The following is a 24,278-nucleotide window of genomic DNA, read 5'->3' as shown; positions in this document are numbered from 1 at the left end:
TTATTTAATATAATATAGAAACGTAGAAAGGTTGGTTAAAATGAAAAGAAAAAAATTATGGATTGCGATATTAGTCGTAATTATTTTAGTTGGCAGTTTCTTTGCGTTTGTAGAATTCAAAAAAAATAGTGTAGAAAATAACGTAGTTGAGTATTTAACAACAGAGAAAAACATGTCCGAGGATGAAATAGTATCTAGTAAACCCTTTATCGCTAACTTGAGTGGTAATAAAAACTTTATGGTTAGTATCAAATTAAAAAATGATGCTAAAACATATTACTATTATCAAAATGAAGATAATAAAATAATAATGGAATCTTATACGGAAGATGGAGAAGAACATGTTGTAGATGAATAAATCATATGTAAAGGGAAGTGCTTATATCAAGCATAAAGATACGTTTATTATAAGTTTTCTATTGTTTTATTTATACTTAAGTGGGTGTGGAACAAAAAATAAAATAGATTTCTATAAGGAAACGGAAAATACGGATCTATCTAAAGAAGCAATAGAAACGGTATCGATTGGTTCAAAAGAAAAGGAAGTAATAAGTGCATTCGAAAAGCCAGATTTAACGAAAAAATCAAAAAACACAAAATCCACTTACCTTATTTATGGAAACGCTTTGGAATTCAAAATAGTCGAAGGCATTGTTGAAAGATATTCTTTCACAAATAGAAAATACCAAACTGATAAAGGAATATACATCGGTAGTTCAAAAGAAGATGTGATAGAAGCATATGGAGATAGCTATTATGAAACAACGGATACAGGTGCAAATATAATCGGCTATTTTGACAAAAGCAATCAAATAAATATTGAATTTTCATTGGATAGTGATGTAATTGGCATCTTAGTAACAGGTATAAATAGAGATATTAAATAATCAATCTAAGCCTCTCTATGTTATAATAAATATAAAAAGGTAGTAGTGCGTTACACGACTATCTTTTCCAGTTTAAAGGTTGAGGATGAGGGAAAAATGACCAAAGTGAAAATGTTAGTTCAAACAAAATACAATGATCAGTTATTACGAGCAGATAAAGAATATGAGGTACCTGATGAAACAGCAAAGCGCTGGGATCAAAGCAGGCTAGCGGTAATTGTAGATGAAAAACAAGAAAACAAGGCGTCTAATTAACGCCTTGTTTTCTTGTTTATTTTATAAATTGCGTGTCGATCAAATCAGTAAAATCAGGTTTTTCTTTTAAAAACTTCAAATCAAATGAAGCATCGCCAAATGCCTGAACTTCATCTGCATTTAATTCATAGGTGAAACCAATATTCTCCCACGCACCATCAATTACCTGCTTGCTTAATTCTTGACCAGTTTCTTCTTTAATATCTTTTATCGTAATTTCTTTTGATTTTTCAGGATTATCATTAATAAAAGTAATTGCTTGTTTATGTGCATCAACAATTTTTTGAATGGTATCAAGGTCATTTTTTACTGATTCACCAGAACTTACTAGTACAGATGCAGGTAATGTTTGACCGAAAGAAATTTCATCAGCAGGAATAACGACATTAGCATTTGCTTCTTGCACTAGAACAGAAGCCCAAGGTTCAGGAGCAACTGCGATATCAACTTTACCAGATTCAAACATGGATTGATATTGTGCAGGCTTACCAGTTGAATGCACCATAGATCCGCCAATTCGTTCTGATGTAATACCTTTATCCTTCATATAGGTTTCAAATTGTACATTGTGCGTGCAACCTACACGAGGGGTGATAAATGTTTTTCCTTCAATATCCTCTAGGGTTTGAATACCACTATCCTTCCTTGCTAATACAACCGTTCCACCAGTAGAACCACCTGCAAGTATTTTTACGTCAGTACCTGTTGTATAATTGTTCATTGCTGGTCCTGGCCCAACAAGCCCAGCGTCAATTTCCCCAGTTTTTAATGCGGTCATAAAGGAAGCACCATCTGGAAATGTTTTGTATTTAATCGTTATGTTATCTCCAAGATGCTCTTGATAAAAACCTTCTGCTTTGGCAACCATAGCAGGTACGTGGTTAATATTTGGGAAATACCCAAGTGTTACCGTTTGTGTGTCATTATTATTGGTAGCTGATGAAGAGGATGTACCGCAAGCTACGAGCCCACCTAATAATACGACAAGTAAGATACTTAACATTGCTTTTTTCATTATTTTTCCCCCTTTAAATTTTTTTAGTTATACTAATCCCCAACGTTTGGCTACATTTTTTTCAATACGTTGGAAAATGAGTTGATCAACAATTGAGCCAATAATTCCAATGATTATCATTACCCCAATTACTAGACTCATGTCACCGAAGTCAGATGCATAACGAAGCGTATATCCTAATCCGGGACCTGTACTTAGTAATTCGCCAGCCATAAGTGCTCTCCAGGAAAATGCCCATGCTAGGCGCGAGCCAGTAACAATATACGGAACTGAAGCAGGGAAGATGACTCTTCTAAATAAATCTAATCCATTAGAACCCATTGTCCGCGCAGCTTTTATAAAGAGTGGTTGCACATTTTTAATACCTGTTCGGATGTTTAGCGCCATGACAAATGTTCCACCTAAAATGACAATAAAGATCACGGCTTTTTCATTTAGTCCAAACCACATAATAGCAAGTGGTAACCAGACGATGCTTGGCACACTTTGCAGGGCAAGTAGCATAGCTCCAACTGTATCATCTGCTGTTTTTGATTTAGCAATGATTACGCCAATCGTTGTCCCTAATAGAAGTGCAATACTAAGCCCAATCGCTAGACGACGAAAGCTAGCAATTAAATCGTAAACTAATGTCATATCTTTGACACCATTAAACAGTGCATGAAAAACGCTTAATGGGGAAGGGAATAGCACTTCTGACCACCAATTTAATCCTGATCCAAGACTCCAAAAACCTATTAATATAGTAAAAAACAAGATACGTTTACTGATCGTTTTCATATTACGTTTCCTCGCTTATGACTTTGTCAATCTCGCTTTTTAAATATCCCATAATCTGTGATTCAAGTTTTATCATCTGTTCTTTATATTTTTCTCTAGGCCGTGGAATATCTATTTTGATATCAGTTAAGATTATCCCAGGCTGTGTACCCATAACAATCACTCGATCAGACAATTTTATTGACTCAGTAATGCTATGTGTAATAAAGATAATCGTCTTCTTTGTATCGCGCCAAATATGTTCAAGTTGCACATGTAATCTAGAACGAGTTTGTTCATCTAAAGCACCGAATGGTTCATCCATTAATAATAAACTAGGATTCATAACTAATGCTCTAGCTATAGCGACTCTTTGCTGCATTCCGCCAGAAATTTCATGTGGGTAATGATGTGCATACTTAGATAATTGAACCATTTTTAAATATTTATTGGCTATCTCGTTGGCAGTTGTTTTGTTATGTTCTTTTTTTATAGGGAATATGACATTTTCTATGACAGATAGCCACGGAAACAGCGCTGGTTCTTGAAAAACCATGCCTCGATCTTTGCCAGGTTGGGTAATTGATTTACCTTGTACCTTAATCATTCCAGAAGTTGATGATGTTAATCCTGCTATAATGGAAAGTAAGGTAGATTTGCCACAGCCAGACGGGCCGAGAATAGAAATAAACTCTCCTTCTTCGACAGACAAATGGATATCTTTTAATACCGTACTACATTGTTTACCTGGATGGTAAAATTGCTTATTTAGTTTATCAATAGTTAAAAACATAAAACCGACACCTCATCAACAACACTAGTTAATTATTCCGATTTGTTTAATAGGAATTTAAATAAACTTTAACTTATTACATAAAACGTTGTCAATAGAAAATGCAGTATTTACTGAAAATTAGTTAAAATACCTATTAGTGTTGCTTTAAATTTATCTTTATCTTCTTGCGTTAAACGTTTTGGTCCTTTTGTTCTTATTTTTTTCTTTCTAGCTTGTGCGTGTTGATATCTTACTTCTAATAAATAATCTATATTATCTGCTGTATAGATCAATCCTTTATGGTGTAATGCAAAAGCTTTCTTTTCTAAAGCTAATGAGGCTAGGCCATAATCTTGTGTAATTACTAAATCACCCGCACGCAACATGGAAAGTATGCGATAATCAACTGCTTCACGCTCAGAATCAACATAAATAGAAATGACACCCTCTGGATCAGGATGTGTTGAGAAGTGTGCATAACTTTTAACTAAATATACAAGGATGTTTTTAGGTATCGCTACTTGAATAATTATTTCTTTTACGGGACAGGCATCTGCATCGACATATATCTTCATTTTACTCAACCTTTACTAGATAATTGTTATTTACTATTTTATCAGAGTATAGCTTCGGTTATAATAACATTTAGATGTTGGAATAGAAAGAAGGAGACAGATGAAAAAATTAGCAGCAGGTCAAATTGTTACATTAGATGTCGTAAGTGAAGATGAATCTTCTTTTATACTATCTAACGGAGACGAACAAGTGTTTTATAATAAAAAACGTAACAAAAAGAATTTAGCATTCGATCAAAGCTATGAGGTTTTTCTTTATCAGGAAAAAAAGCAATTGTATGCAACAACAGATCTTCCCAGTGCTCGCACGGATGTATTTGATTGGGCAGTTGTAACAAAAGTACAGTTAGATTTAGGCGTGTTTGTCGATATTGGCACTTGTGTAAGCATCTTAGTTTCTAGTGATGATTTACCTGTTTTCACAACGGCCTGGCCTGAAGTCGGCGATGAACTATATGTTATTTTAGACTTGGATAAGAAGGGGAGGTTACTTGCGAAACCGGTAGCTGAGAGTGATTTTGAGGGGACGTGGGATCATGCACCAGAATCATTATTAGACAAAGATATCGAAGGTAGGGTTTTCAGAACGGATAGAGAAGGTGCTGTATTAATTACAGAAGAAGGATATAGAGGATTTATCCATCGTACAGAGCGAAAAGAAGAACCAAGATTAGGCCAGTGGATAAATGGTCGAGTAATTGCAGTAAAAGAAGATGGTACATTAAACATTTCATTACGGCCTCGAAAAAAAGAGGCTAGGCAAACAGATGCAGCGATCATACTGCAATATTTAGTCGATCATAACGGTGAAATGCCTTTTAATGATAAGACAGATCCAGAAATGATCTATCAAGTATTTCAAATTAGTAAATCTGCTTTTAAACGAGCATTAGGCAAACTAATGAAAGAGAAAAAAATTGAGCAAATAGATGGAAAAACACGTTTATTAAAAGAATAAGTAATTAAAAAACAAGGATGGTTTACTGCAAAAAAAGTGAACCATCCTTGTTTTTTATACAACTTGTTCTTGTTTTGTTATTTGCAACGCTCCTCTTAATCTCACACGTTCCTCTTCAGTTAATGGAATTAAAGGTAAACGAACACTGCCTACGTCTAAACCAATCATACATAATGCTTCTTTTACTGGCGTTGGATTAGGAGCTAAGAATAAAGCTTTCATTGTTGGTAATAACTGTTGATGTAAAAGGCTTGCTTGTCTTTGTTCACCATTCATATAATTAGTGATCATTTGTTGCATTTCATTCCCTATAATATGTGAAGAAACGGACACAACACCTCTACCACCAATAGATAATACAGGTAATGTTAAACTATCATCACCACTGTATAAATCAAAATTCTCTTTTGTTTCATTTATAATTGTTGTCATCATATCTAAATTTCCGCTTGCTTCTTTCATTGAGGTTATATTCTTAATTTTAGATAACCGAATGATTGTTTCTACCGAGAGTCCAACAACACTTCTTCCAGGAATATTATAAAGCATAACAGGTAAACTAGTTGCTTCAGCAATTGTTTTGAAATGTTGATACATTCCCTCCTGAGACGGTTTGTTGTAATAAGGAGTTACTAACATGACACCATCAACCCCTATAGTTTCTGCTTTCTTAGTAAGAACGATTGATGCTTGTGTATTATTTGATCCTGTTCCTGCTATTACTGGAATACGTTTATCAACATGCTGAACAACAAAACGAATAAAATCGACTTTATCGTCTTCTGTTAAAGTTGGAGATTCTCCAGTCGTTCCTGTTATAACAATTCCCTCTGTTCCATTCAATAGTAAATGATTAATGACCTCCTTTGTTTTTTCATAATCAATGTTTCTCTCATCATCAAATGGAGTAACCATAGCGGTTAATAAACGACCAAATTGCATGTAAAATTCACCTCTACTCATAATTTAAAAGTAATCTGCGATGCGATTGAATAGAGCGTATCTCATCATAAAAAAACAGCGACGAAGGACTCGGCGCTGCATCAATTAGTATTTTTATGATGCGTGAGATAGCCCTCCATATAGCATGTAATTACTATATGACAGTACTGTATTTATTCAATAACAGTACCAGTGAATAAAATGATGAACGTTTATTCACTTCGGCAAATTCCCCTTTGAGCTTCAATCATTAGCGTTCATCCGCTTCATAAAGCTTACTATTGGTCTTTGCTCCTCTATACTCACTTCAATGTTCAATTGAAGTTATAGAAATATTAGTCATACTTTATCAAATATTTAAGATAGTTGCAATAGCTTCATTGGGTTTATTCACAAGAAAATTTATTATATTTGTCCAACTATAACTAATCAAGTGCAAATAGATTGACAATCTATTTGTTTCTAAATAAAATATAGCGTAACTATTCATAATTTTTAGTCAAATTATTTAAAGCTATATTTATTGGCATGGATAGTGATTATTATAAAAGGTGGTGGCGTTATATGAGGATAAATAAAGATTCGACAATTCAAATTGGTGATTGGGTTAGGGCGAAGTCAAGTAAAGGGATTTTAATGCACGGATTTGTTGAAAAAACTGAATTCAATCATAATGTTGTCCAAATTCACGTTGTTGCTTGTGATAATAAGATGTTGACGGGACAAAGTATTCAAATTAACCCATCAAAAGTTAATCGTTTAACTAGTGATTTCGCAAAAACGGAGAATCAATTATATATATTAATTAACATGGCACTTGAGACTCGTGATGAAGATTGGTTTCATGAATTAGTTTCACAATGGAACAAAATTAAGAAACGCAAAGAACAAAATATATATCATGTAGATTATGAAAGAAACAATTATAGTACAGATTATCGTTTGTAATAAATTAGCTTGGATTGACAGCTACTCTTATCTATGGTAAATAATTAATGTTAGCACTCTTTTTAACTGACTGCTAAATCTAATTATCTGAAAATAAGAGAGGAGCATAAACATGCCAACGAAACAATTTGAAGCAGAGTCAAAAAGACTATTAGAAATGATGATTAACTCCATTTATTCACAACGAGAAGTTTTCCTTCGAGAATTAATCTCAAATGCTAGTGATGCCATTGATAAGCTATATTATAAGGCGCTAACAGATGAGTCTCTTACATTCAACTCAAAAGATTATTACATAAAAGTAAGTGCTGATAAAGAATCTCGGACCTTAACAATCACTGATACAGGAATTGGGATGACCGAAGAAGAGCTGATTAACAATTTAGGTGTTATAGCAAGAAGTGGTTCATTATCATTTAAAAAAGAAAATGACATTAAAGATGGTCATGATATTATCGGCCAATTTGGTGTAGGATTTTATGCAGCGTTTATGGTAGCTGATGCAGTAACTGTTAAAACGAAAGCACTAAATAGTGATCAAGGTTATTTATGGAGATCAGAAGGCGTTGAGGGCTATAGTATTGAACCTGTAAATAAAACAGATACAGGGACCGAAATTGCGTTAACAATAAAAAAGAGTACAGATGAAGATGATTTTGACCAATTTTTAGATGTTGATCAATTAAAGTCAATTATTGTTAAATATTCCGATTTTATTCGTTACCCTATTAAAATGGACATTGTCACTAAAGAACCTCAAGGAGAAGATCAGGATCCTGTTGAAGTTATTGAAGAAAAAACAGTCAATAGTATGATCCCGATTTGGAAAAAGAATAAAAATGAATTAAGTGATGAAGATTATAATCAATTTTACACAGAAAAGCATTACGGTTTTGATCAGCCTCTTCAACATATTCATTTAAGTGTGGACGGAAATATTCGTTACGATGCGATTTTGTATATACCTGAAAGCACGCCATACAATTACTACTCTGCTGAATATGAAAAAGGTCTAGAATTATATTCTAATGGTGTGCTCATTATGAACAAATGTGCAGATCTATTACCTGATTACTTTAGTTTTGTTAAAGGATTGGTTGATTCAGAAGATCTTTCACTTAACATCTCTCGTGAAATGTTACAGCATGACCGTCAGTTAAAATTAATAGCGAAAAATATTAACAAGAAAATTAAGACTGAATTACAAAAGTTACTAAAGAATGACCGTGACAAATACGAAACGTTTTATGCTTCATTTGGACGCCAGCTAAAATATGGTGTCTACAGTGATTTTGGGCAAAACAAAGAAACATTGCAAGATTTATTACTTTTTTATTCATCAAAAGAAAACAAGTTAGTTTCTCTTGCTGAATATGTAGAACGTATGCCTGAAGATCAACCATACATTTATTATGCGACTGGAGAAACGAATGAAAGAATAGAACGCCTACCACAAACGGAAGTTGTCTTAGACAAAGGATATGAAATTCTTTATTTAACCGATGATATTGATGAATTTGCCATAAAAATGCTAGCAACCTATCAAGAAAAAGATTTTAAATCTGTTTCAAGCGGTGACTTAGGGTTTGAACCAGATGAAGAAGAGAATACAGAAGAAGAAATGAAAGAAAATAAAGCATTGTTAGATCATATGAAATCTGTATTGGCAGATAAAGTGAAAGATGTACGCATTTCTAAACGGCTGAAATCACATCCTGTTTGTTTAAGTAATGATGGTGAGATATCCATTGAGATGGAAAAGGTATTAAATATGATGCCTGATAATCCTCAGCTAAAAGCAGATAAAATTTTAGAAATTAACATGCATCACGATGTATTTAAAACAATGCAAACGGCTTATGAAAAAGAGGATATCCAAAAAACGGATTTGTTGACAAATATATTATATCACCAAGCTTTGTTGATTGAAGGACTTTCTATCGACGATCCAGTTACATTTACAAATAATATTTGGAAAGCAATTGCTGAATAGACATTCAAATGAATAAGTAAAGATAGAAAAGGCATACACTAATTAATCAAGTGTGATGTCTTTTTCTATTACGCAATCCTATTGTTTATTTTGAATTTGTCACAAACATGTCATAAAAAAGTCACGGATAGTACACAACTTTATAAACGATTAAGTTTAAAATGTACTAAAGAAAAACATTCTAACCTAATAAATGCTATAATGAAAAAGTTATGAATTTCACAAAGAGAAAATGGAGGGATAGAAGTGGAATTTGATCCAGTCATCATGAGTCGATTAATTACAGCAATGACTTTAGGATTTCATATTATTTTCGCCACCTTAGGCGTAGGTGTGCCATTATTTATTTCAATTGCAGAATTTATCGGAATTAAAAAGAAGGACGAGCATTATATTTTATTAGCACAGCGTTGGGCACGTGGATTTGTAATCACAGTGGCAATTGGTGTTGTGACTGGTACTGCTATTGGATTGCAACTGTCTTTAGTTTGGCCTCAGTTTATGCAACTGGCCGGTAATGTGATCGCATTGCCATTATTTATGGAAGTATTCGCTTTCTTTTTTGAAGCGATTTTCTTAGGGATTTATTTATATACTTGGGATCGTTTTAAAAATCAATATATCCATTGGTTATTTTCTATACCAGTTTTAATCGGGGCAGGAATTTCAGCTGTATTTATCACAACAGTGAATTCATTTATGAATACACCTGACGGATTTTTAATGCAGAACGGTGAGTTTACAGCAGTAAATCCAATAGCTGCAATGTTGAATCCTTCTACACCAACTAGGGTGGCTCACGTTCTAGGTGGATCATATGTGACAGTTGCAGCTATTTTAGCAGCAATTGCAGCATTTGCTTTATTGCGCAAAAAAGGAGCAAAAACATATCATAAGAAAGCATTAAAATTAACTGTTATTTCTATGTTTATCTTTTCTATCTTAACTGCAGTTGCCGGTGATGTTTCTGCGAAATTTTTAGCTACGCATCAGCCAGAAAAACTAGCAGCAGCAGAATGGCATTTTGAGACAGAAGAAAATGCTGATTTGATATTATTTGGTTGGCTGAATGAAGATAATGAAGTAGTTGGAGAAATACGTTTACCTGGATTTTTAAGCTTTCTCGCTCACGGTAATTTTATGAGCGAAGTTACTGGATTGGAGGAATTTCCAGAGAATGAACACCCACCACTATGGATTCATTACATGTTTGATCTGATGGTAACCATTGGTTTCTTTTTATTAGCTATTTCATTTGTTTATCTTCTATTTACGTTCATAAAAAAATGGAATGCCAATAATAAATTATTTTTATGGTTGATCACCTTAAGTGGGCCATTAGCGATGTTAGCTGTCGAATTTGGTTGGATCTATGCAGAGGAAGGAAGACAACCTTGGATTCTCCGTGGGTATATGACAGTGGAGGAAGCAGCAACTAGCTCTCCTTATATCACGCACATGTTCTTTTTATTCTTATTACTTTATATTGTGTTAGGTACATTGTGCGTGATTACTTTACGCAAGCTTTTTAAAAACAACCCGGCAGAGGTAGAACTTGAAAAGCGTTACCCAGTGATTGAGAAGGGAGTGTCAGAGTAATGAGTTATGAAGTAATTGGCATTACCGTACTTTGGTTGTTTCTTTATGGCTATTTGATCATTGCCTCCATTGACTTTGGTGCCGGATTTTTTGCATACTATGCGAAAGTTACCAAAAGAGATCATATTATTAATCAAATCATTTCGCGTTACTTATCTCCAGTGTGGGAAGTAACAAATGTGTTTTTAGTATTCTTTTTTGTAGGAATTGTAGGTTTTTTTCCGAATTCCGCATATTACTTTGGTTCAGCGCTATTAGTACCAATTAGTTTTGCGATTATATTGTTGGCAATTAGAGGATCTTTCTACGCTTTTGAAAATTATGGTTCTAAACAAAGTAATGTATACATGTTTTTATATGGTGCGACTGGACTATTTATCCCAGCTTCTTTATCTACTGCGCTTACCATATCAGAAGGTGGATTTATTACAGAAGAGAATGGTGTAGTATCGTTAAAATATGCAGAATTATTTACAAGTCCTCTATCTTGGAGTATTGTAGCACTCGCCATTACAGCTATATTATTTATTAGTGCTAGTTTTTTAACCTATTATGCTTCACGAGCGAATGACCAAAAAGCACTAAATCTGGTTCGTAAATGGGCGCTATTTTGGGCGACACCTACCATTATTATGGCATTAACTACAATGATTGCTTTAAGTCAACGTAATGAGAGGCATTTTGATAATATGCTTGATTTGTGGTGGGTATTCGGTATTTCAATTGCTTGTTTCTTAATTGGGTTAGGGCTACTCTATATAGGAAGAAATTATGGCATTGCATTTATTGCAATCATGTTGCAGTTTTTCTTTGCGTTTTTTGGTTACGGCATTGCTAAATTCCCATACCTGCTTGATCCGTATATTCATATTGAGGACAGTGTAACAAGTGAGTCGATGGCTATTGCATTAATTATCGCATTTATCGGTGGTCTATTATTACTTATTCCATCATTAATTTTATTAATGCGCCTTTTCTTATTTAATGCAGACTATGCCAAAGGAAAAAAATAACCTTATTTAAAGGAACGATCAATGATGCAACGAATAAAACATTCATTACGCGCACATAAGACTAGCCTATTTTTGCTACTATTATTAACACTGTTATTAGGGGTAGCTATCATTGTGCAGGCTTATTCTATTACATGGATTGTTAATGATATATTTTTAAAAAGAGCTAGCTTCTCATCTATATTAGAGTGGCTTGCTCTTCTATTGCTAGCTTTAATGGCTCGGTCTATTGCAGACTATTATAGTAAAAAAATTGGTGTTCAGATTGCAAGTGCAGTTAAGGAAGAAACAAGAACAAAATTGTTAGATAGATATAAGCACCAAATTACTAATAGTGAAAAGCAAGGACGAGTTGGAGAGAAAGTGAGTATGTTACTTGATGGAGTAGATGAGATGGACAGCTTTTACAGCCAATTCATTCCACAAGTGATGCAAAGTGCTTTTGTACCTTTATTAACATTAATTATTATTTTTACACAACATATTAATTCTGGAATTATCTTGATGGTCACTGCACCGTTTATTCCGATCTTTATGATCGTGATCGGGATAAAGACACAAAAAAAATCCGAAGAAAAACTAGAACAAATGGCAGCTTTCTCTGGATCCTTTTTAGATATATTGAAAGGATTAGTCACCTTAAAAATATTCAATCAAACGAATCAAAAGAAGGATGAATTAGAAAAAAGCAGTTTAGGGTTTCGTGATACGACGATGGAAATTCTTAAAATTGCTTTTACACAATCATTCATGCTAGAAGTAATTTCTATGTTAAGTATCGGCATAGTCGCATTAGAAATAGCCTTTCAACTAGTACTGTATGATGGAATTTCTTTTCACACCGCTTTCTTTATACTTATCTTAGTTCCCGAATTTTTCACTGCATTAAGAGAACTAGGTACGACGTTTCACAATGGTCGTAGTAGTATGGGCGCGACAAAAAAAGTATTTGAAACATTTGAAGAAATTGTTTCTCCTGTGAAGTGGGGAGAGATCGAATTGCCACTTACTGAACAAACGCCTACAATTGAATTCGTTCATGTTTCATTTCATTACGAAAGCTCAGGGTTTTCTTTGGAGGATATAAGCTTTTATTGTCACCCTAATGAGAGGGTAGCTATTGTTGGTCCAAGTGGATCTGGTAAATCGACTTTGCTTCATTTGCTAGCTGGTATGATCAGAACGGAGCAAGGAACGATTCAGATAAATAGGGAGCCGATTGAAAATTACACGGAAAATAGTTGGTTACGCCAGGTAAGTTATATTTCTCAAGATCCATATATTTTCTCTGGAACAATCGCTGAAAATATTGCTTTAGGGTCTGACGAGAATATTGATATGACAGAAATTAAATTAGCTGCACAAAAAGCAGGCATTTCTGAACTAATCGAATCACTTCCTGATAAGTATCAAACTTATATTGGGGAAGGTGCAAGAGGATTATCAAGCGGAGAAAAACAACGTGTTGCTATTGCTCGGGCATTTATTAAAAAGCCAAATATTGTCTTATTAGATGAACCAACACGGGGATTAGATTTACAAACGGAAGGAATTTTACAACAATCAACGAAGGAATTGCAATCATTTGGAACAATCATTACGATTGCTCACCGTTTACATACAATCAAGGATGCAGATAAGATTGTATTCCTACAGAACGGTCAAATAGCTGGTATTGGAACACATCAGGAATTAATTGATACACTACCAGCATATCGAGAGATGGTAACGATCCAGCAAGGAGGAGTAGATAATGACTCCAATTAAACAACTCATTCATGTACTGTTAATGGAAAAAAAAGATATTTTTTATGCTGTTTTGTTTGGTTTTATAGCTGGGATTTCAAGTGTTGGTCTGTTTGCAGCCAGTGGTTATCTGATCTCTAAAGCTGCACTAGAAACACCACTTTATGCACTGATTGTAGTAACTTCGACAGTTAAACTATTAGGGTTTATCAAAGCAGGAGCAAAATATGGTGAACGTTTAGTTTCACACCGCGCAACATTTACGATTTTGAGTAATTTACGTGTTCGTTTCTTTGAAAAATTAGAGCCACTTGTACCACAGGTTTTTCGTAAATATAGAAGTGGAGATCTTTTAGGTAGAGTCGTTGGTGATGTAGAGAGCCTACAAAATTTCTTTTTGCGAGTTTTTTATCCACCAATTGTTTTATTATTAGTGTTTGTCAGTACGATCTTCTTTACTAGTTTTTACTCTTTTTCAGTAGCAATGATTTTACTTGTTGGTTATCTTATAACGACATTTGTCATTCCGTTACTATTTTCTTTAAAACAAATGAAAATCAAACAACAAGTGCGTACAGATCGTGGTCAATTATCTACTGAGGTAACTGATTATATGTATGGGTATAATGAATTAAAATTGTTTCAACAAGCAGAGACAAAAAAACAAGATTTACTGCAAAAATCAAATGTATACATTACAGCTCAAAATAAAGAGAATATGAATAAGGTATTCAACCAATCAGTAACTAGTTTTGTCACATTTGTCACTAGCTGGGTTGTTCTAGCAGTTGGGTCATATGCAGTAGCTGATGGTCAGCTGGATGGTCTTTTCTTAGCAATGCTTGTAATGATCTCGCTAACGGTGTTTGAACCAATTACTCCAATGGGGGTTTTTCCTATCTATTACCAAGAGAGTCAATCAGCTGTTTCAAGGTTAAATGAAGTTGTAGAGGACACTGATATAGAGACAGATTTAGGTGAAGCTCAAGTAAACACAACTGCTGTTCCAACTATTGTGTTTGATCATGTAAACTTTAATTATTTCTCAGATTGGCGCATGACTTTATCAGATATATCACTAACAATAGAAAGTGGTACGAAAACAGCTATTGTAGGAGCTAGTGGTTCAGGTAAATCTACCTTATTACAACTAATGATCAAGCTACAATTTGCACATGATGGATATATAACATGGAATAATCAAAACTATGAAGAGATAGCTGCTGAAGCAATTTGGCAACAATCAAGAGTAGTGCTTCAAGAAAATCACTTTTTTTATGGAACGGTGAAAGATAACTTATTAATTGCAAACACACAAGCAACAGATGAAGAATTAAATAGGACACTTCAACGTGTGTTACTTGCCGATTTTTCGTTGACTGATTCTGTTGCTGAGCGAGGACAAAACCTATCTGGTGGGGAAAAGCAACGCTTGGCTATTGCTAGAGCAATACTGAAAAAGGGAAATCTCTGGGTGTTAGATGAACCAACTTCTTCACTGGACGCTAAATCAGAACAAATCATAATGAGTGAAATAGATCAATTAGCAAAGAATGATACATTATTATTAGTTAGTCATCGTATCAACGGTCTTGAAAAAATGGATCAAATTATCGTGATGGAGCATGGGGAAATTATTGAACTAGGTAGCTATGACACATTAATGAAACAAAAAGGTTACTTATATGAAATGAAACAACTGGAACAATCCTTGTTAATATAAGATTGACAACTTTCTGACAAATGTTATGATGAAAGTAATTAAATAATGACAAAACTTTTCACCACTAGGGGAGTCTTTTATAAAAGACTGAGATTGAAGTATGACTTCAAGACCCTTCGAACCTGATCTCGTTTAAACTAGCGTAGGGAAGTGGAAAAGGGTTATTTTATTAGCCACTTTTCTATTCCTTAATGATAGTAAGTGGTTTTTTGTTATGTCTTTAGGAGGTTATGTATGTCTTTTACTCAAGAAATACGAAAAGAAATTGATGTTGTTTGGAAAGCAAGCGTGGAGCACCCATTTGTACAAGCGATTGGGAACGGAACATTGCCATTGGAGAACTTTCGCTATTATGTCTTGCAAGATTCTTACTATTTAAGTCATTTTGCAAGAGTACAATCCTTAGGTGGGGCCAAAGCGAGCGATCTAGAAACAACAAATAATATGAACAAACATGCACAAGGGACGTATGAGGCTGAATTAGCTTTACATCGAACATTTGCCAAACAGTTAAATATAAGTGAAGAAGAAATAAAGGATTTTAAGCCAGCGCCTACTGCATATGGCTATACTTCTCATTTATATCAAGCAGCTTATCAAGGTCATTTAGGTGATATCATTGCAAGTATATTACCTTGTTATTGGATTTACTATGATGTTGGTGAGAATTTAAAAGATAAAACACCAAACCAATCTATTTATGAAGAATGGATTAATGCGTATGGTTCAGAGTGGTTTCGTACATTAGTTGACGAACAAATTAATCGATTAGATAACATAGCTAAGACGGTAACAGAACAAGAGCGAAATAGAATGAAAAATCATTTTTTTATAAGTGTTCAATATGAATATATGTTTTGGGATATGGCATATAAGCTGGAAAAATGGCCGGTTCAAACATTATAAACAATCGAAATAGCCTTCCAAAGTTACAAAGTATGAGTAACATTTGGAGGGCTATTTTTATAAGCTAAAATGCTCCAAGCTTTTATCAACAATGTCTTGGTTGATTCCAATATACCGTAAAGTAATATCTGGAGACGAATGATTAAAAATATCTTGAAGCAAGGCAACATTTTTATGCATCGTGTAATGCCAAAACCCAAACGTTTTTCGTAAGCTATGGGTTCCAAAGTCTTGAATGCCTATGTTATTCGCAGCTTCATTCAAAATTTTATACGCTTGCACACGCTTAATCGGTAAATCAGTTTTATGCGATGGGAACAAGTAGTCTCCCATTCGCATCTGTATTGTATAATCATGTATAAGGTTCCTAAGTTCTAAGTTAATTAGAAATCGTTTCATTTTTCTTGTTTTTGTTTCTTTAATCACAATATGCGTTTGATCTTTTACGTCTGCAACACGAAGAGGTAAGAGGTCGCTGATACGTAATCCAGTGTTAATACCCATAACAAATAAAAAATAATTACGGTACGACCCTTTCTTTAGCTCTTGTTTCATTGCTTCAATTAAATATTTATCTCGAATCGGCTGTACTGTTTGCATCCCTTTACTAATAATTGCATGATAATCCGATTTAATCATGTATCTCCGTTTCATACTTTTTTGTTTCGATAAACTTAGTTCGTGCATTTTCTTCTGTAATTCATACTCGCCATATTTTTTTAACAAATAAATATACTCCCCTTTAGTTAAAAAAACATGATCGATATATTCTTTTTTTTCCATTATGTCAAACCTCCAAACCATTTCACACGTCAAAATTCATTCAGTTGAATTTAGATTTGTTATCACTTAAGGAACTTGGTTTATCTTTCTCAGAATCTTTCTCTGCGTAAATCAATACAATTAAAATTAGATGCTATATGGTAATATATTCATGAACGCAATAGATCAATATGTATCCTTGAAAAAACAACCAGAATTACATTATATCGATTATCCGTTATTATATCAAGCTTTCATTTATTTTCATAATGAAACATAATATCTATTATGTTTCATTATGAATGCAAGGAAGACAAATTCGAATCCGTGCGATGTGTAAATATGAATAGTTTGAATTTAGTGTGAATAATGAATGCTATTGACAGGCTATGGATTCTTTTGCTAACTTTAGCGTAATCAAATGAAAAGTAATGCTTTATAAGATGAGAAAGGTAAGAGGTAGCCATTGAAAAATTTAGTTGTAATTATCGGATCACTAATCGTAGCAATAGCATTTAATCTTTTTTTAGTTCCGTATGAAATACTAAGTAGCGGACTAAGTGGAATTGCAATATTATTTGGTATTTTAACGCCAATTAATATAGGAGTTATAAATTTTTTGTTAAACATTCCATTATTAATATGGGGGTATTATAAGCTAGGTAGAACAATCATTATTAATACCATTGTATGTGTTACTTCCCTATCAGTATTTTTGTATATCATTCCAATTGTTCCCGTGACAGACAATATTTTATTATCCAGTATTTTCGGTGGTGTGTTTGGAGGAGCGGGAATTGGATTAATTCTAAAGTACTCTGGTACTTCAGGTGGATTAGATATCGTTGCAATTATTATATCTAGAGCAAGTAATGTTAGTGTTGGCATGCTTTTAACTGGAATGAATGGATTAATCGTTCTTATCTCAGGTGCTGTATTTGATTGGAATTTGGCACTATACACGATGTTATCCATTTATTTGACAGGAAAAGTTATTGATACCATACATACGAATCATATAAAATTAACGATGCAAATTGTTACATCAAACGGTGATAACATTCGCAAAGATTTAATCCAATCCATTTATCGCGGCATTACGGTTATGGATGGGTATGGAGGGTATACAGAAGAAAGAAAACAAATATTAATGATGGTAGTAACACGTTACGAGACAATTCAAATCAAAAAAATTGTCCGAAAGCATGATAAACAAGCATTTATAAACATATATGAGACAATAGAAGTTGATGGAGAATTTGCTAGAAATTAAACAGATATATTTCTCTAGCAAAGAGTTGGGGGCAGCGAGATGTTACATTTACAACCAAAAAAATTACCAAGCTTAATTGAATCACTTATTGTTTTAAGTTTTCTCATTACTATAATTAGTTACTTTATTATTAAATTAGATAGTAAACCACATGTACCTATACTATTAGCACTTTTACTTATGCTTACTTACGGTCTTTGTAAGAAGTTTTCTTTTGCAGAATTACAAAACGGGATGATCCAAGGCGCACAGACTGGAATGGGAGCAGTTCTTCTGTTTTTTCTCATTGGTATACTTATTAGTAGTTGGATGGTTAGTGGTACGATTCCCATATTGATGCATGCCGCCTTTGGATTAGCCGAAGGTTCTTGGTTCTTTGCTATTGTTTTTACTATAACAGCTGTTTCTGGTGTGGCCCTAGGTAGCTCATTTACAACAAGTGCAACATTAGGAGTAGCATTTCTTGGAGTTGCTCAGTCGATCGATGCGTCTCTGGCAATAACAGCTGGCGCTATTGTATCCGGTGCTTTTTTTGGTGATAAAATGTCACCATTATCTGATACAACAAATCTAGCTTCTTCTATAGTGAAAGTCGATTTGTTTGAACATATAAGACACATGGCTTGGACGACATTGCCTGCATTTCTTATCTCTTTTGTTTTGTTCGCTATATTATCACCTGAACAGACACAAAACATGGCGAATTTAGAACTAATTCAGTCAGCATTAAACCAATCTTCGCTCGTTCATTGGAGCGCGTGGATCCCAATTATAGTATTAGTTATTATGACACTAACGAAACAACCTGCATTTGTATCTATCGCAGTTAGCAGTATGATTGCAACATTCATTGCTGGTGTAAGAGAATCGGTAGCATGGAAAGAAATCCCTGAAATATGGTTCGGTGGTTACGTTTCGGAAACAAATAATGAAATAATTGATGCGATGCTTACTAGAGGCGGAATAAATAGCATGTTTTTTACCATTTCATTAGTTATTCTAGCTTTAGCACTTGGAGGTTTATTTTTTGCTACTGGAGTCATTCCTTCTGTTATTGCAAATATACAACACCGCTTACAGACAGCTCGATCTTTAACATTAGCTACAGCGTCAACCGCTATTGGTATTAATGTATTTGTTGGAGAGCAATATTTATCGATTCTTTTAACAGGCGAGGCTTATCAAGATTTGTATGACCGTGCGCGATTAGCAAGAAAGAACTTATCAAGAACGTTAGAAGATGCTGGAACAGTGATCAATCCACTAGTTCCTTGGAGTGTATGTGGGGTTTTTCTAGCTGATGTGTTAGATGTGCCAGTAATTGATTATTTACCTTTTGCATTCTTTTGTTTACTAAGTCCGATCATTACAATCATCTATGGACTAACAGAAAAAATGATTACAAAAGAATAAACCGTATGGAAAAAAACTCGCTTATTATTGTCCAATGCATATTTTATTAATTATTAACGAAACTAAAAAAGAGGAGGTGTTGCTTGTGGGAAAAGATAGACAAGAGAAAAAGTTGAAACGCAGTAGACGTGTCGAATCGGATCGAGATCAAGCATTAAGTAATAGCGGAGCAACAAAAATGGCAAGTCCTGATGAAGTAAGAGAATATCCAGATGGGAAGTAAAGACAGTCATTTATCAAATTTGAAACTTTAAAAGCCACTACCCATTTAGTAGTGGCTTGACTTTAGATATTAACGTTCAACTAATAAGGAAAGACCGATGCCACCACCTACACAGAGCGAACCTAATCCTAGCTTAGCATCTCTTTTCTTCATTTCGTGTAACAATGTGACCAAAATTCTTGTACCGGATGCACCGATTGGATGACCCAATGCAATAGCACCACCATTTACATTGACTTTAGCCGCATCTAACTGTAAGTCCCGCAATACAGCCACACTTTGTGCAGCAAATGCTTCATTAAATTCGAAAAGGTCAATGTCTTCTATAGTCAAATCTGCTTTTTTAATTATTTTTTTTGTTGCATGGTAGGGGGCGTAACCCATTAACGATGGATCTGTTCCTATTTCTGCATATCCTTTAATTGTTGCTAAATAAGGAATATTTCGTTCTTCTGCTAATGATTTTTTCATTAAAACGATGGACGCAGCACAATCATTAATACCAGATGCATTGCCGGCCGTTACTGAACCGTTTTCAATGAATGGTGTTTTTAATTTTTGTAAATCTGCTAGTTGTAAATTGTGTCTTATATGTTCATCTGTATCAAAAAACTGTTCATTACCATTGCTGTCCTCAATAAGGACTGGCACGATTTCATCTGCAAATTTATTTTGTTCCACAGCGGCTTGCGCTTTTCTCTGTGAATCTAATGCGAATTGATCTTGATCTTCACGGGTAACCCCATATTTTTCAGCAACATTTTCAGCGGTTACACCCATATGAGTTTGGTCAAAAGCATCTGTTAAACCGTCATGAATCATACTATCAATTATTTTTTTTCCTTCTATACTTTTATCCCAACGATAATTACGAACAAGGTGAGGGGCTTGGCTCATATTTTCTGAACCACCGACGACAACGATATTTGCTTCACCTAATTTAATCGATTGTGCACCAAGAATGACGGACTTCATTCCCGAACCACAAACTTCATTAATTGTCATTGCAGGTACTTCGTGTGGGATTCCAGCATGTATTGAAATTTGACGGGCGATGTTTTGCCCTAAACCAGCTTGAAGGACGTTTCCGAATATAACTGAGTCAACTTCATCAGATTTTATATTAGCTTGCTTGAGCGCCTCGTTTACGGTTAGTGACCCAAGTTTTTTTGCAGATGTATCTTTTAGACTACCACCAAATTTACCGATTGGGGTGCGAATTGCACTTACAATTACGACATCTTCCATTCAGATAGCACTCCTTTATAACAAAATGATTGTACGAGTATCTAATAACACAAGTTGATTATAGTATAACATGATATATCTATAAAGAAATTATTATCTATTTCATTTCAAAACAAATAAAATAGATGGAATATTGACTTTTTAATAGAAAAAAGTTTCAAAATCATCTAAAATAGGAACAGCAAACATATATACTTTTAAAAGGTGTGAGAGATATTGAAAATTGGAATTGATAAGATTGGCTTCTACACGCCACACATGTATGTAGAAACAGAAGATTTAGCAATTGCTCGTAATATTGAACCTGGTAAGTTCACCATTGGAATTGGGCAAGAAAAAATAGCTGTTCCTCCGATTACTCAAGATGCTGTTTCATTAGCAGCAAATGCAGCATTAGAAATATTAACTGATGAGGATAGAGACGCAATTGATTATGTTATCTTTGCAACAGAGTCTGGAATTGACCATTCGAAAGCAGCTTCTATTTACATTCACCAATTATTAGGTTTAAACCGAAACACACGTTCAATTGAAGTGAAGCAAGCATGTTACAGTGCAACAGCTGGCATTCAGATGGCAAAAGGACATATTGCTTTGAATCCAGAAAGCAAAGCGTTAGTATTAGGTGCAGATATATCTCGTTATGGGCTACAAACTTCTGGTGAAGTAACTCAAGGCGCAGGTGCTGTAGCAATTGTAATGAGTGCTGATCCAAAAATTATGACAGTAGAAAGCCCAAGTGCTTATCAAACAGAGGATGTAATGGACTTTTGGCGTCCGCTTTATTCAGATACCGCATTTGTACAAGGAAAGTATTCAGTTGATAAATATATTGGTTTTTTCCAAGATCTATTTACCGAGTATACGAAAAAAACAGGTATCGGTTTATCTGACCTTGAAGCAATTCTTTTTCACCTCCCGTACACAAAAATGGGATTAAAAGCGTTAAAATCTATTCTCGAAGATGTGAATGAAGCTGATAAAACACGATTATTAGCTAACTTCGATATAAGCAAAAAATACAATGCAACTGTTGGAAACATTTATACTGGCTCGCTATACTTGAGCTTATTATCTTTACTAGAAAGAAATACAACTATTGAACCAGGTGAGAGGGTTGGTCTATTCAGCTATGGATCAGGTGCCGTTGGAGAATTTTTCACTGGAATATTGCAACCAAATTATCGTAAAAGCCTTTTTAAAGAACAGCATGAACAAATGTTAACAAATCGAACCGTATTAACTGTGGCGGAATACGAAGCACAATTCAATGATACGTTACCAGTTGGTGTTGAGAATATTGATTTACCAACTGAAAAAGACCCTGCAACTATTTGCTTTGCAGGAATTAAAGACCATATGCGTCAATATGTGCGTAAGAATAAGTAAGGATACAAAATTATATATTACTTATAAGAGAAACACTACCAAAGTGTTATAAGACACTTGGTGGTGTTTTTTAAAAATTATCCGTGATTGTTAACAAATTATAGACAAATGAAAGAATAGTAGGTTGGAATAAAAAACTTATGCCATGGCACTTAGGGTTCTATTCATATTTTAATTAGACGAAAATTTTATTATATTGCATAAAAAAGATACTATAAATAGCATAATGAAAACAATTAAAAGGAGATGTTTGCTTATGAAACGATATGTTAAGGTGCTTTACGATTATCTGTATTAAGTATTATCACTTATAATATTTTTAGATTTATTTTTTCAGGTAGTTTTGATTTAGATGCTAGAATTACACTTACAATTAAATCCATTTTATCTACAGTAAGTTCATTGCTTTGCTATGCAAAAACGCTAATACATTACTTATTAAAAACCAAACAGAAAAAGGATTAGAATGTGTGAATTTAATCCTTTTAAACATTAGTTGGTTAGCTTTCTTAACAAACTTTTTGCAGTTGCTAAGTTCATATTCTTTGCTTGTTTTAATTGTTCTGTAACTTTCTCAATTTGATCTCCCTTAGCACCTGCACTAATAGCAAGAGACTTTGCTTGTAAGCCCATATGTCCTTTTTGAATTCCTTCTGTAACAAGTGCTCGAATTGCAGAGAAGTTCTGTGCTAACCCAACTGATGCAATAATAGATTCTAATTCTTTTGCAGAGGGAGACCCTAGCACTTGACTAGTAAATTTAGCTGCAGGATGAATACTGATCGAACCACCAACTGTCCCTATAGGTAAAGGAACTGTTATCTCACCCAGTAAATCTCCATTTTCCGCCTTTGTCCAGTTTGTTAACGAACGATATTGGCCAGACTTTGCTGCATAGGCATGAACACCTGCCTCTATTGCGCGGGTATCATTGCCAGAAGCTAGTACTACAGCATTAATACCATTCATTATCCCTTTATTATGTGTCACAGCACGGTAAGGATCTACTAAAGCAAATTGACAAGCTTCTATGATGCTGTCACGTACTTCTTCACCAGTGTATCCGGTTCGTTTTAAGAGGTGAACAGGAATACGACAAGTTGAAGTCACTAAGCATTCAGTAGCATAATTTGAAAGAATCCCCATGATAGCTGATCCACCTGTTACATTTTCTATATAAGGCTTAATTGCTTCAACCATTGTATTAATTATATTAGCACCCATGGCTTCTAATGTGTCTACATGAATATGTACGACTAGAAATGCAGGAGAATCATACATATCATTTGCTTCTATAATTCTTGTTTTAATAGACTTCGCACCGCCACCACGTTTAACGATAGAAGGGTGAGCGGCATTCGCCTTTTCTATAATGTGATTTGCTTTTTCTGAAAGAACTCGCTCGGCATACACCATATCTGGTACATTTTTCAACGGAATTTGACCAATCATCGAACGATTGTGCACTGTTGTTGAAAAACCACTAGCCTGACGAATCGTTTTTGCGGCATAACTAGCTGCTGCAATAACAGATGGTTCCTCCGTTGCCATTGGAATAACATAATCGTTATCATTAATTAAAAAATTTAATCCTAGTCCAAGTGGGACACCATAAATAGCAATTTGATTCTCAATCATATGGTTAGCTATCTCGTTAGGTAATTGGAATTTATCATTGAAATTCACCGTATCATCCTCAGAGATAACTTCAGCTGCAACTAATGCTTCAAACCTTTCTTTTATTGATTTTTGATAAAATTTGCTTAAAAATGCTTGTTTCATTCTTCTTCCTCCTGCTAATTAATGAAAGACTTATGATTAGACTCCATATTGTTTACAATATTGTATAAATGCAACGTAATTTTACCATAGAAAG

The 24,278-nt window shown here is 34.2% G+C and carries 23 protein-coding genes and 2 riboswitches; of the genes, 15 read left to right on the top strand and 8 right to left on the bottom strand.

The window, feature by feature from the left end; genetic code table 11:
- The first annotated feature begins 40 nt into the window (after positions 1-40).
- From ACH6CY_RS00585 to ACH6CY_RS00575, 3 genes are all read left to right on the top strand, one after another.
- Positions 41-358, top strand: coding sequence for a hypothetical protein (locus ACH6CY_RS00585; RefSeq protein WP_374065251.1), 318 nt, complete (start codon positions 41-43; stop codon positions 356-358).
- Positions 351-887, top strand: a complete 537-nt coding sequence (locus ACH6CY_RS00580; RefSeq protein WP_374065250.1) for a hypothetical protein — start codon at positions 351-353, stop codon at positions 885-887. Before ACH6CY_RS00585 ends, ACH6CY_RS00580 begins: the two co-directional genes overlap by 8 nt.
- A gap of 96 nt (positions 888-983) precedes the next feature.
- Positions 984-1,142, top strand: coding sequence for a hypothetical protein (locus ACH6CY_RS00575; protein ID WP_374065249.1), 159 nt, complete (start codon positions 984-986; stop codon positions 1,140-1,142).
- 16 nt (positions 1,143-1,158) lie between these two features.
- Here the strand turns inward: ACH6CY_RS00575 and ACH6CY_RS00570 are convergent, their stop codons facing one another.
- The 4 genes from ACH6CY_RS00570 to ACH6CY_RS00555 form a co-directional block, all read right to left on the bottom strand.
- Positions 1,159-2,157 (bottom strand): aliphatic sulfonate ABC transporter substrate-binding protein, encoded by a 999-nt coding sequence (locus ACH6CY_RS00570; protein WP_374065248.1) that lies wholly within the window; start codon positions 2,155-2,157, stop codon positions 1,159-1,161.
- Between the two features lie 27 nt (positions 2,158-2,184).
- The gene (locus ACH6CY_RS00565) at positions 2,185-2,937 is read right to left on the bottom strand and encodes an ABC transporter permease (protein ID WP_374065247.1); all 753 of its coding nucleotides are present in this window, start codon (positions 2,935-2,937) and stop codon (positions 2,185-2,187) included.
- 1 nt (position 2,938) lies between these two features.
- Positions 2,939-3,709 carry an ABC transporter ATP-binding protein gene (locus ACH6CY_RS00560; RefSeq protein WP_374065246.1) on the bottom strand — a complete coding sequence of 257 codons (771 nt, stop codon included), beginning with the start codon at positions 3,707-3,709 and terminating at the stop codon, positions 2,939-2,941.
- 110 nt (positions 3,710-3,819) lie between these two features.
- Complete coding sequence (locus tag ACH6CY_RS00555; RefSeq protein WP_374065245.1) at positions 3,820-4,266, bottom strand: YaiI/YqxD family protein; 447 nt, start codon at positions 4,264-4,266, stop codon at positions 3,820-3,822.
- Between the two features lie 100 nt (positions 4,267-4,366).
- Between ACH6CY_RS00555 and ACH6CY_RS00550 the strand changes: the two genes are divergently transcribed.
- Positions 4,367-5,224, top strand: coding sequence for a CvfB family protein (locus tag ACH6CY_RS00550; RefSeq protein WP_374065244.1), 858 nt, complete (start codon positions 4,367-4,369; stop codon positions 5,222-5,224).
- A gap of 54 nt (positions 5,225-5,278) precedes the next feature.
- Here ACH6CY_RS00550 and dapA read toward each other — a convergent pair whose 3' ends face one another.
- Complete coding sequence (gene dapA, locus ACH6CY_RS00545; protein WP_374065491.1) at positions 5,279-6,166, bottom strand: 4-hydroxy-tetrahydrodipicolinate synthase; 888 nt, start codon at positions 6,164-6,166, stop codon at positions 5,279-5,281.
- Between the two features lie 121 nt (positions 6,167-6,287).
- Positions 6,288-6,473, bottom strand: a riboswitch (Lysine riboswitch).
- Between the two features lie 257 nt (positions 6,474-6,730).
- On the opposite strand from dapA, the gene ACH6CY_RS00540 reads away from it, so the two are divergent.
- From ACH6CY_RS00540 to tenA, 7 genes are all read left to right on the top strand, one after another.
- The gene (locus tag ACH6CY_RS00540; protein WP_374065243.1) at positions 6,731-7,114 is read left to right on the top strand and encodes an IDEAL domain-containing protein; all 384 of its coding nucleotides are present in this window, start codon (positions 6,731-6,733) and stop codon (positions 7,112-7,114) included.
- Between the two features lie 112 nt (positions 7,115-7,226).
- Positions 7,227-9,107, top strand: coding sequence for a molecular chaperone HtpG (htpG, locus tag ACH6CY_RS00535; RefSeq protein WP_374065242.1), 1,881 nt, complete (start codon positions 7,227-7,229; stop codon positions 9,105-9,107).
- A gap of 267 nt (positions 9,108-9,374) precedes the next feature.
- Complete coding sequence (locus ACH6CY_RS00530; protein ID WP_374065490.1) at positions 9,375-10,706, top strand: cytochrome ubiquinol oxidase subunit I; 1,332 nt, start codon at positions 9,375-9,377, stop codon at positions 10,704-10,706.
- On the top strand, positions 10,706-11,719 hold the full coding sequence (locus ACH6CY_RS00525) for a cytochrome d ubiquinol oxidase subunit II (protein ID WP_374065241.1): 1,014 nt from the start codon (positions 10,706-10,708) through the stop codon (positions 11,717-11,719). The genes ACH6CY_RS00530 and ACH6CY_RS00525 overlap by 1 nt, the downstream gene beginning before the upstream one ends.
- Positions 11,720-11,743: 24 nt before the next feature.
- Complete coding sequence (cydD, locus tag ACH6CY_RS00520) at positions 11,744-13,486, top strand: thiol reductant ABC exporter subunit CydD (RefSeq protein WP_374065239.1); 1,743 nt, start codon at positions 11,744-11,746, stop codon at positions 13,484-13,486.
- Positions 13,473-15,188: a thiol reductant ABC exporter subunit CydC gene (gene cydC / locus ACH6CY_RS00515; RefSeq protein WP_374065238.1), complete on the top strand. Its 1,716-nt coding sequence runs from the start codon at positions 13,473-13,475 to the stop codon at positions 15,186-15,188. Before cydD ends, cydC begins: the two co-directional genes overlap by 14 nt.
- A gap of 56 nt (positions 15,189-15,244) precedes the next feature.
- A riboswitch (TPP riboswitch) is annotated at positions 15,245-15,354 on the top strand.
- A gap of 68 nt (positions 15,355-15,422) precedes the next feature.
- The gene (gene tenA, locus ACH6CY_RS00510) at positions 15,423-16,094 is read left to right on the top strand and encodes a thiaminase II (protein ID WP_374065237.1); all 672 of its coding nucleotides are present in this window, start codon (positions 15,423-15,425) and stop codon (positions 16,092-16,094) included.
- A 57-nt stretch (positions 16,095-16,151) separates the two neighbouring features.
- On the opposite strand, the gene ACH6CY_RS00505 is transcribed toward tenA, so the two are convergent.
- Positions 16,152-16,694, bottom strand: a complete 543-nt coding sequence (locus ACH6CY_RS00505) for a site-specific integrase (RefSeq protein WP_374065489.1) — start codon at positions 16,692-16,694, stop codon at positions 16,152-16,154.
- 628 nt (positions 16,695-17,322) lie between these two features.
- On the opposite strand from ACH6CY_RS00505, the gene ACH6CY_RS00500 reads away from it, so the two are divergent.
- From ACH6CY_RS00500 to ACH6CY_RS00490, 3 genes are all read left to right on the top strand, one after another.
- Complete coding sequence (locus tag ACH6CY_RS00500; RefSeq protein ID WP_374065234.1) at positions 17,323-18,129, top strand: YitT family protein; 807 nt, start codon at positions 17,323-17,325, stop codon at positions 18,127-18,129.
- Between the two features lie 39 nt (positions 18,130-18,168).
- Positions 18,169-19,542, top strand: coding sequence for a Na+/H+ antiporter NhaC (nhaC, locus tag ACH6CY_RS00495; RefSeq protein ID WP_374065232.1), 1,374 nt, complete (start codon positions 18,169-18,171; stop codon positions 19,540-19,542).
- Positions 19,543-19,627: 85 nt separating this feature from the next.
- Entirely contained in the window at positions 19,628-19,765 is a 138-nt protein-coding gene (locus tag ACH6CY_RS00490) for a YpzI family protein (protein ID WP_374065231.1), read from the top strand.
- A 69-nt stretch (positions 19,766-19,834) separates the two neighbouring features.
- Here ACH6CY_RS00490 and ACH6CY_RS00485 read toward each other — a convergent pair whose 3' ends face one another.
- Positions 19,835-21,013, bottom strand: coding sequence for an acetyl-CoA C-acetyltransferase (locus tag ACH6CY_RS00485; protein WP_374065230.1), 1,179 nt, complete (start codon positions 21,011-21,013; stop codon positions 19,835-19,837).
- Positions 21,014-21,229: 216 nt separating this feature from the next.
- On the opposite strand from ACH6CY_RS00485, the gene ACH6CY_RS00480 reads away from it, so the two are divergent.
- On the top strand, positions 21,230-22,402 hold the full coding sequence (locus ACH6CY_RS00480) for a hydroxymethylglutaryl-CoA synthase (RefSeq protein ID WP_374065229.1): 1,173 nt from the start codon (positions 21,230-21,232) through the stop codon (positions 22,400-22,402).
- 492 nt (positions 22,403-22,894) lie between these two features.
- Here ACH6CY_RS00480 and ACH6CY_RS00475 read toward each other — a convergent pair whose 3' ends face one another.
- On the bottom strand, positions 22,895-24,184 hold the full coding sequence (locus ACH6CY_RS00475) for a hydroxymethylglutaryl-CoA reductase, degradative (protein WP_374065228.1): 1,290 nt from the start codon (positions 24,182-24,184) through the stop codon (positions 22,895-22,897).
- Positions 24,185-24,278: the final 94 nt, after the last annotated feature.

Source organism: Paraliobacillus sp. JSM ZJ581 (assembly GCF_044383835.1).
Taxonomy (GTDB): domain Bacteria; phylum Bacillota; class Bacilli; order Bacillales; family Amphibacillaceae; genus Paraliobacillus.
The sequence above is the reverse complement of the archived record's forward strand: the minus strand, read 5'-3'. Positions and strand labels throughout refer to the sequence as shown.

Excerpts from the sequence above, each read along its gene's own strand:
- ACH6CY_RS00585 (WP_374065251.1), top strand. The coding sequence starts at position 41 with ATGAAAAGAAAAAAATTATGGATTGCGATATTAGTCGTAATTATTTTA.
- ACH6CY_RS00580 (WP_374065250.1), top strand. The coding sequence starts at position 351 with ATGAATAAATCATATGTAAAGGGAAGTGCTTATATCAAGCATAAAGAT.
- ACH6CY_RS00575 (WP_374065249.1), top strand. The coding sequence starts at position 984 with ATGACCAAAGTGAAAATGTTAGTTCAAACAAAATACAATGATCAGTTA.
- ACH6CY_RS00570 (WP_374065248.1), bottom strand. The coding sequence starts at position 2,157 with ATGAAAAAAGCAATGTTAAGTATCTTACTTGTCGTATTATTAGGTGGG.
- ACH6CY_RS00565 (WP_374065247.1), bottom strand. The coding sequence starts at position 2,937 with ATGAAAACGATCAGTAAACGTATCTTGTTTTTTACTATATTAATAGGT.
- ACH6CY_RS00560 (WP_374065246.1), bottom strand. The coding sequence starts at position 3,709 with ATGTTTTTAACTATTGATAAACTAAATAAGCAATTTTACCATCCAGGT.
- ACH6CY_RS00555 (WP_374065245.1), bottom strand. The coding sequence starts at position 4,266 with ATGAAGATATATGTCGATGCAGATGCCTGTCCCGTAAAAGAAATAATT.
- ACH6CY_RS00550 (WP_374065244.1), top strand. The coding sequence starts at position 4,367 with ATGAAAAAATTAGCAGCAGGTCAAATTGTTACATTAGATGTCGTAAGT.
- dapA (WP_374065491.1), bottom strand. The coding sequence starts at position 6,166 with ATGCAATTTGGTCGTTTATTAACCGCTATGGTTACTCCATTTGATGAT.
- ACH6CY_RS00540 (WP_374065243.1), top strand. The coding sequence starts at position 6,731 with ATGAGGATAAATAAAGATTCGACAATTCAAATTGGTGATTGGGTTAGG.
- htpG (WP_374065242.1), top strand. The coding sequence starts at position 7,227 with ATGCCAACGAAACAATTTGAAGCAGAGTCAAAAAGACTATTAGAAATG.
- ACH6CY_RS00530 (WP_374065490.1), top strand. The coding sequence starts at position 9,375 with ATGAGTCGATTAATTACAGCAATGACTTTAGGATTTCATATTATTTTC.
- ACH6CY_RS00525 (WP_374065241.1), top strand. The coding sequence starts at position 10,706 with ATGAGTTATGAAGTAATTGGCATTACCGTACTTTGGTTGTTTCTTTAT.
- cydD (WP_374065239.1), top strand. The coding sequence starts at position 11,744 with ATGCAACGAATAAAACATTCATTACGCGCACATAAGACTAGCCTATTT.
- cydC (WP_374065238.1), top strand. The coding sequence starts at position 13,473 with ATGACTCCAATTAAACAACTCATTCATGTACTGTTAATGGAAAAAAAA.
- tenA (WP_374065237.1), top strand. The coding sequence starts at position 15,423 with ATGTCTTTTACTCAAGAAATACGAAAAGAAATTGATGTTGTTTGGAAA.
- ACH6CY_RS00505 (WP_374065489.1), bottom strand. The coding sequence starts at position 16,694 with ATGCAAACAGTACAGCCGATTCGAGATAAATATTTAATTGAAGCAATG.
- nhaC (WP_374065232.1), top strand. The coding sequence starts at position 18,169 with ATGTTACATTTACAACCAAAAAAATTACCAAGCTTAATTGAATCACTT.
- ACH6CY_RS00485 (WP_374065230.1), bottom strand. The coding sequence starts at position 21,013 with ATGGAAGATGTCGTAATTGTAAGTGCAATTCGCACCCCAATCGGTAAA.
- ACH6CY_RS00475 (WP_374065228.1), bottom strand. The coding sequence starts at position 24,184 with ATGAAACAAGCATTTTTAAGCAAATTTTATCAAAAATCAATAAAAGAA.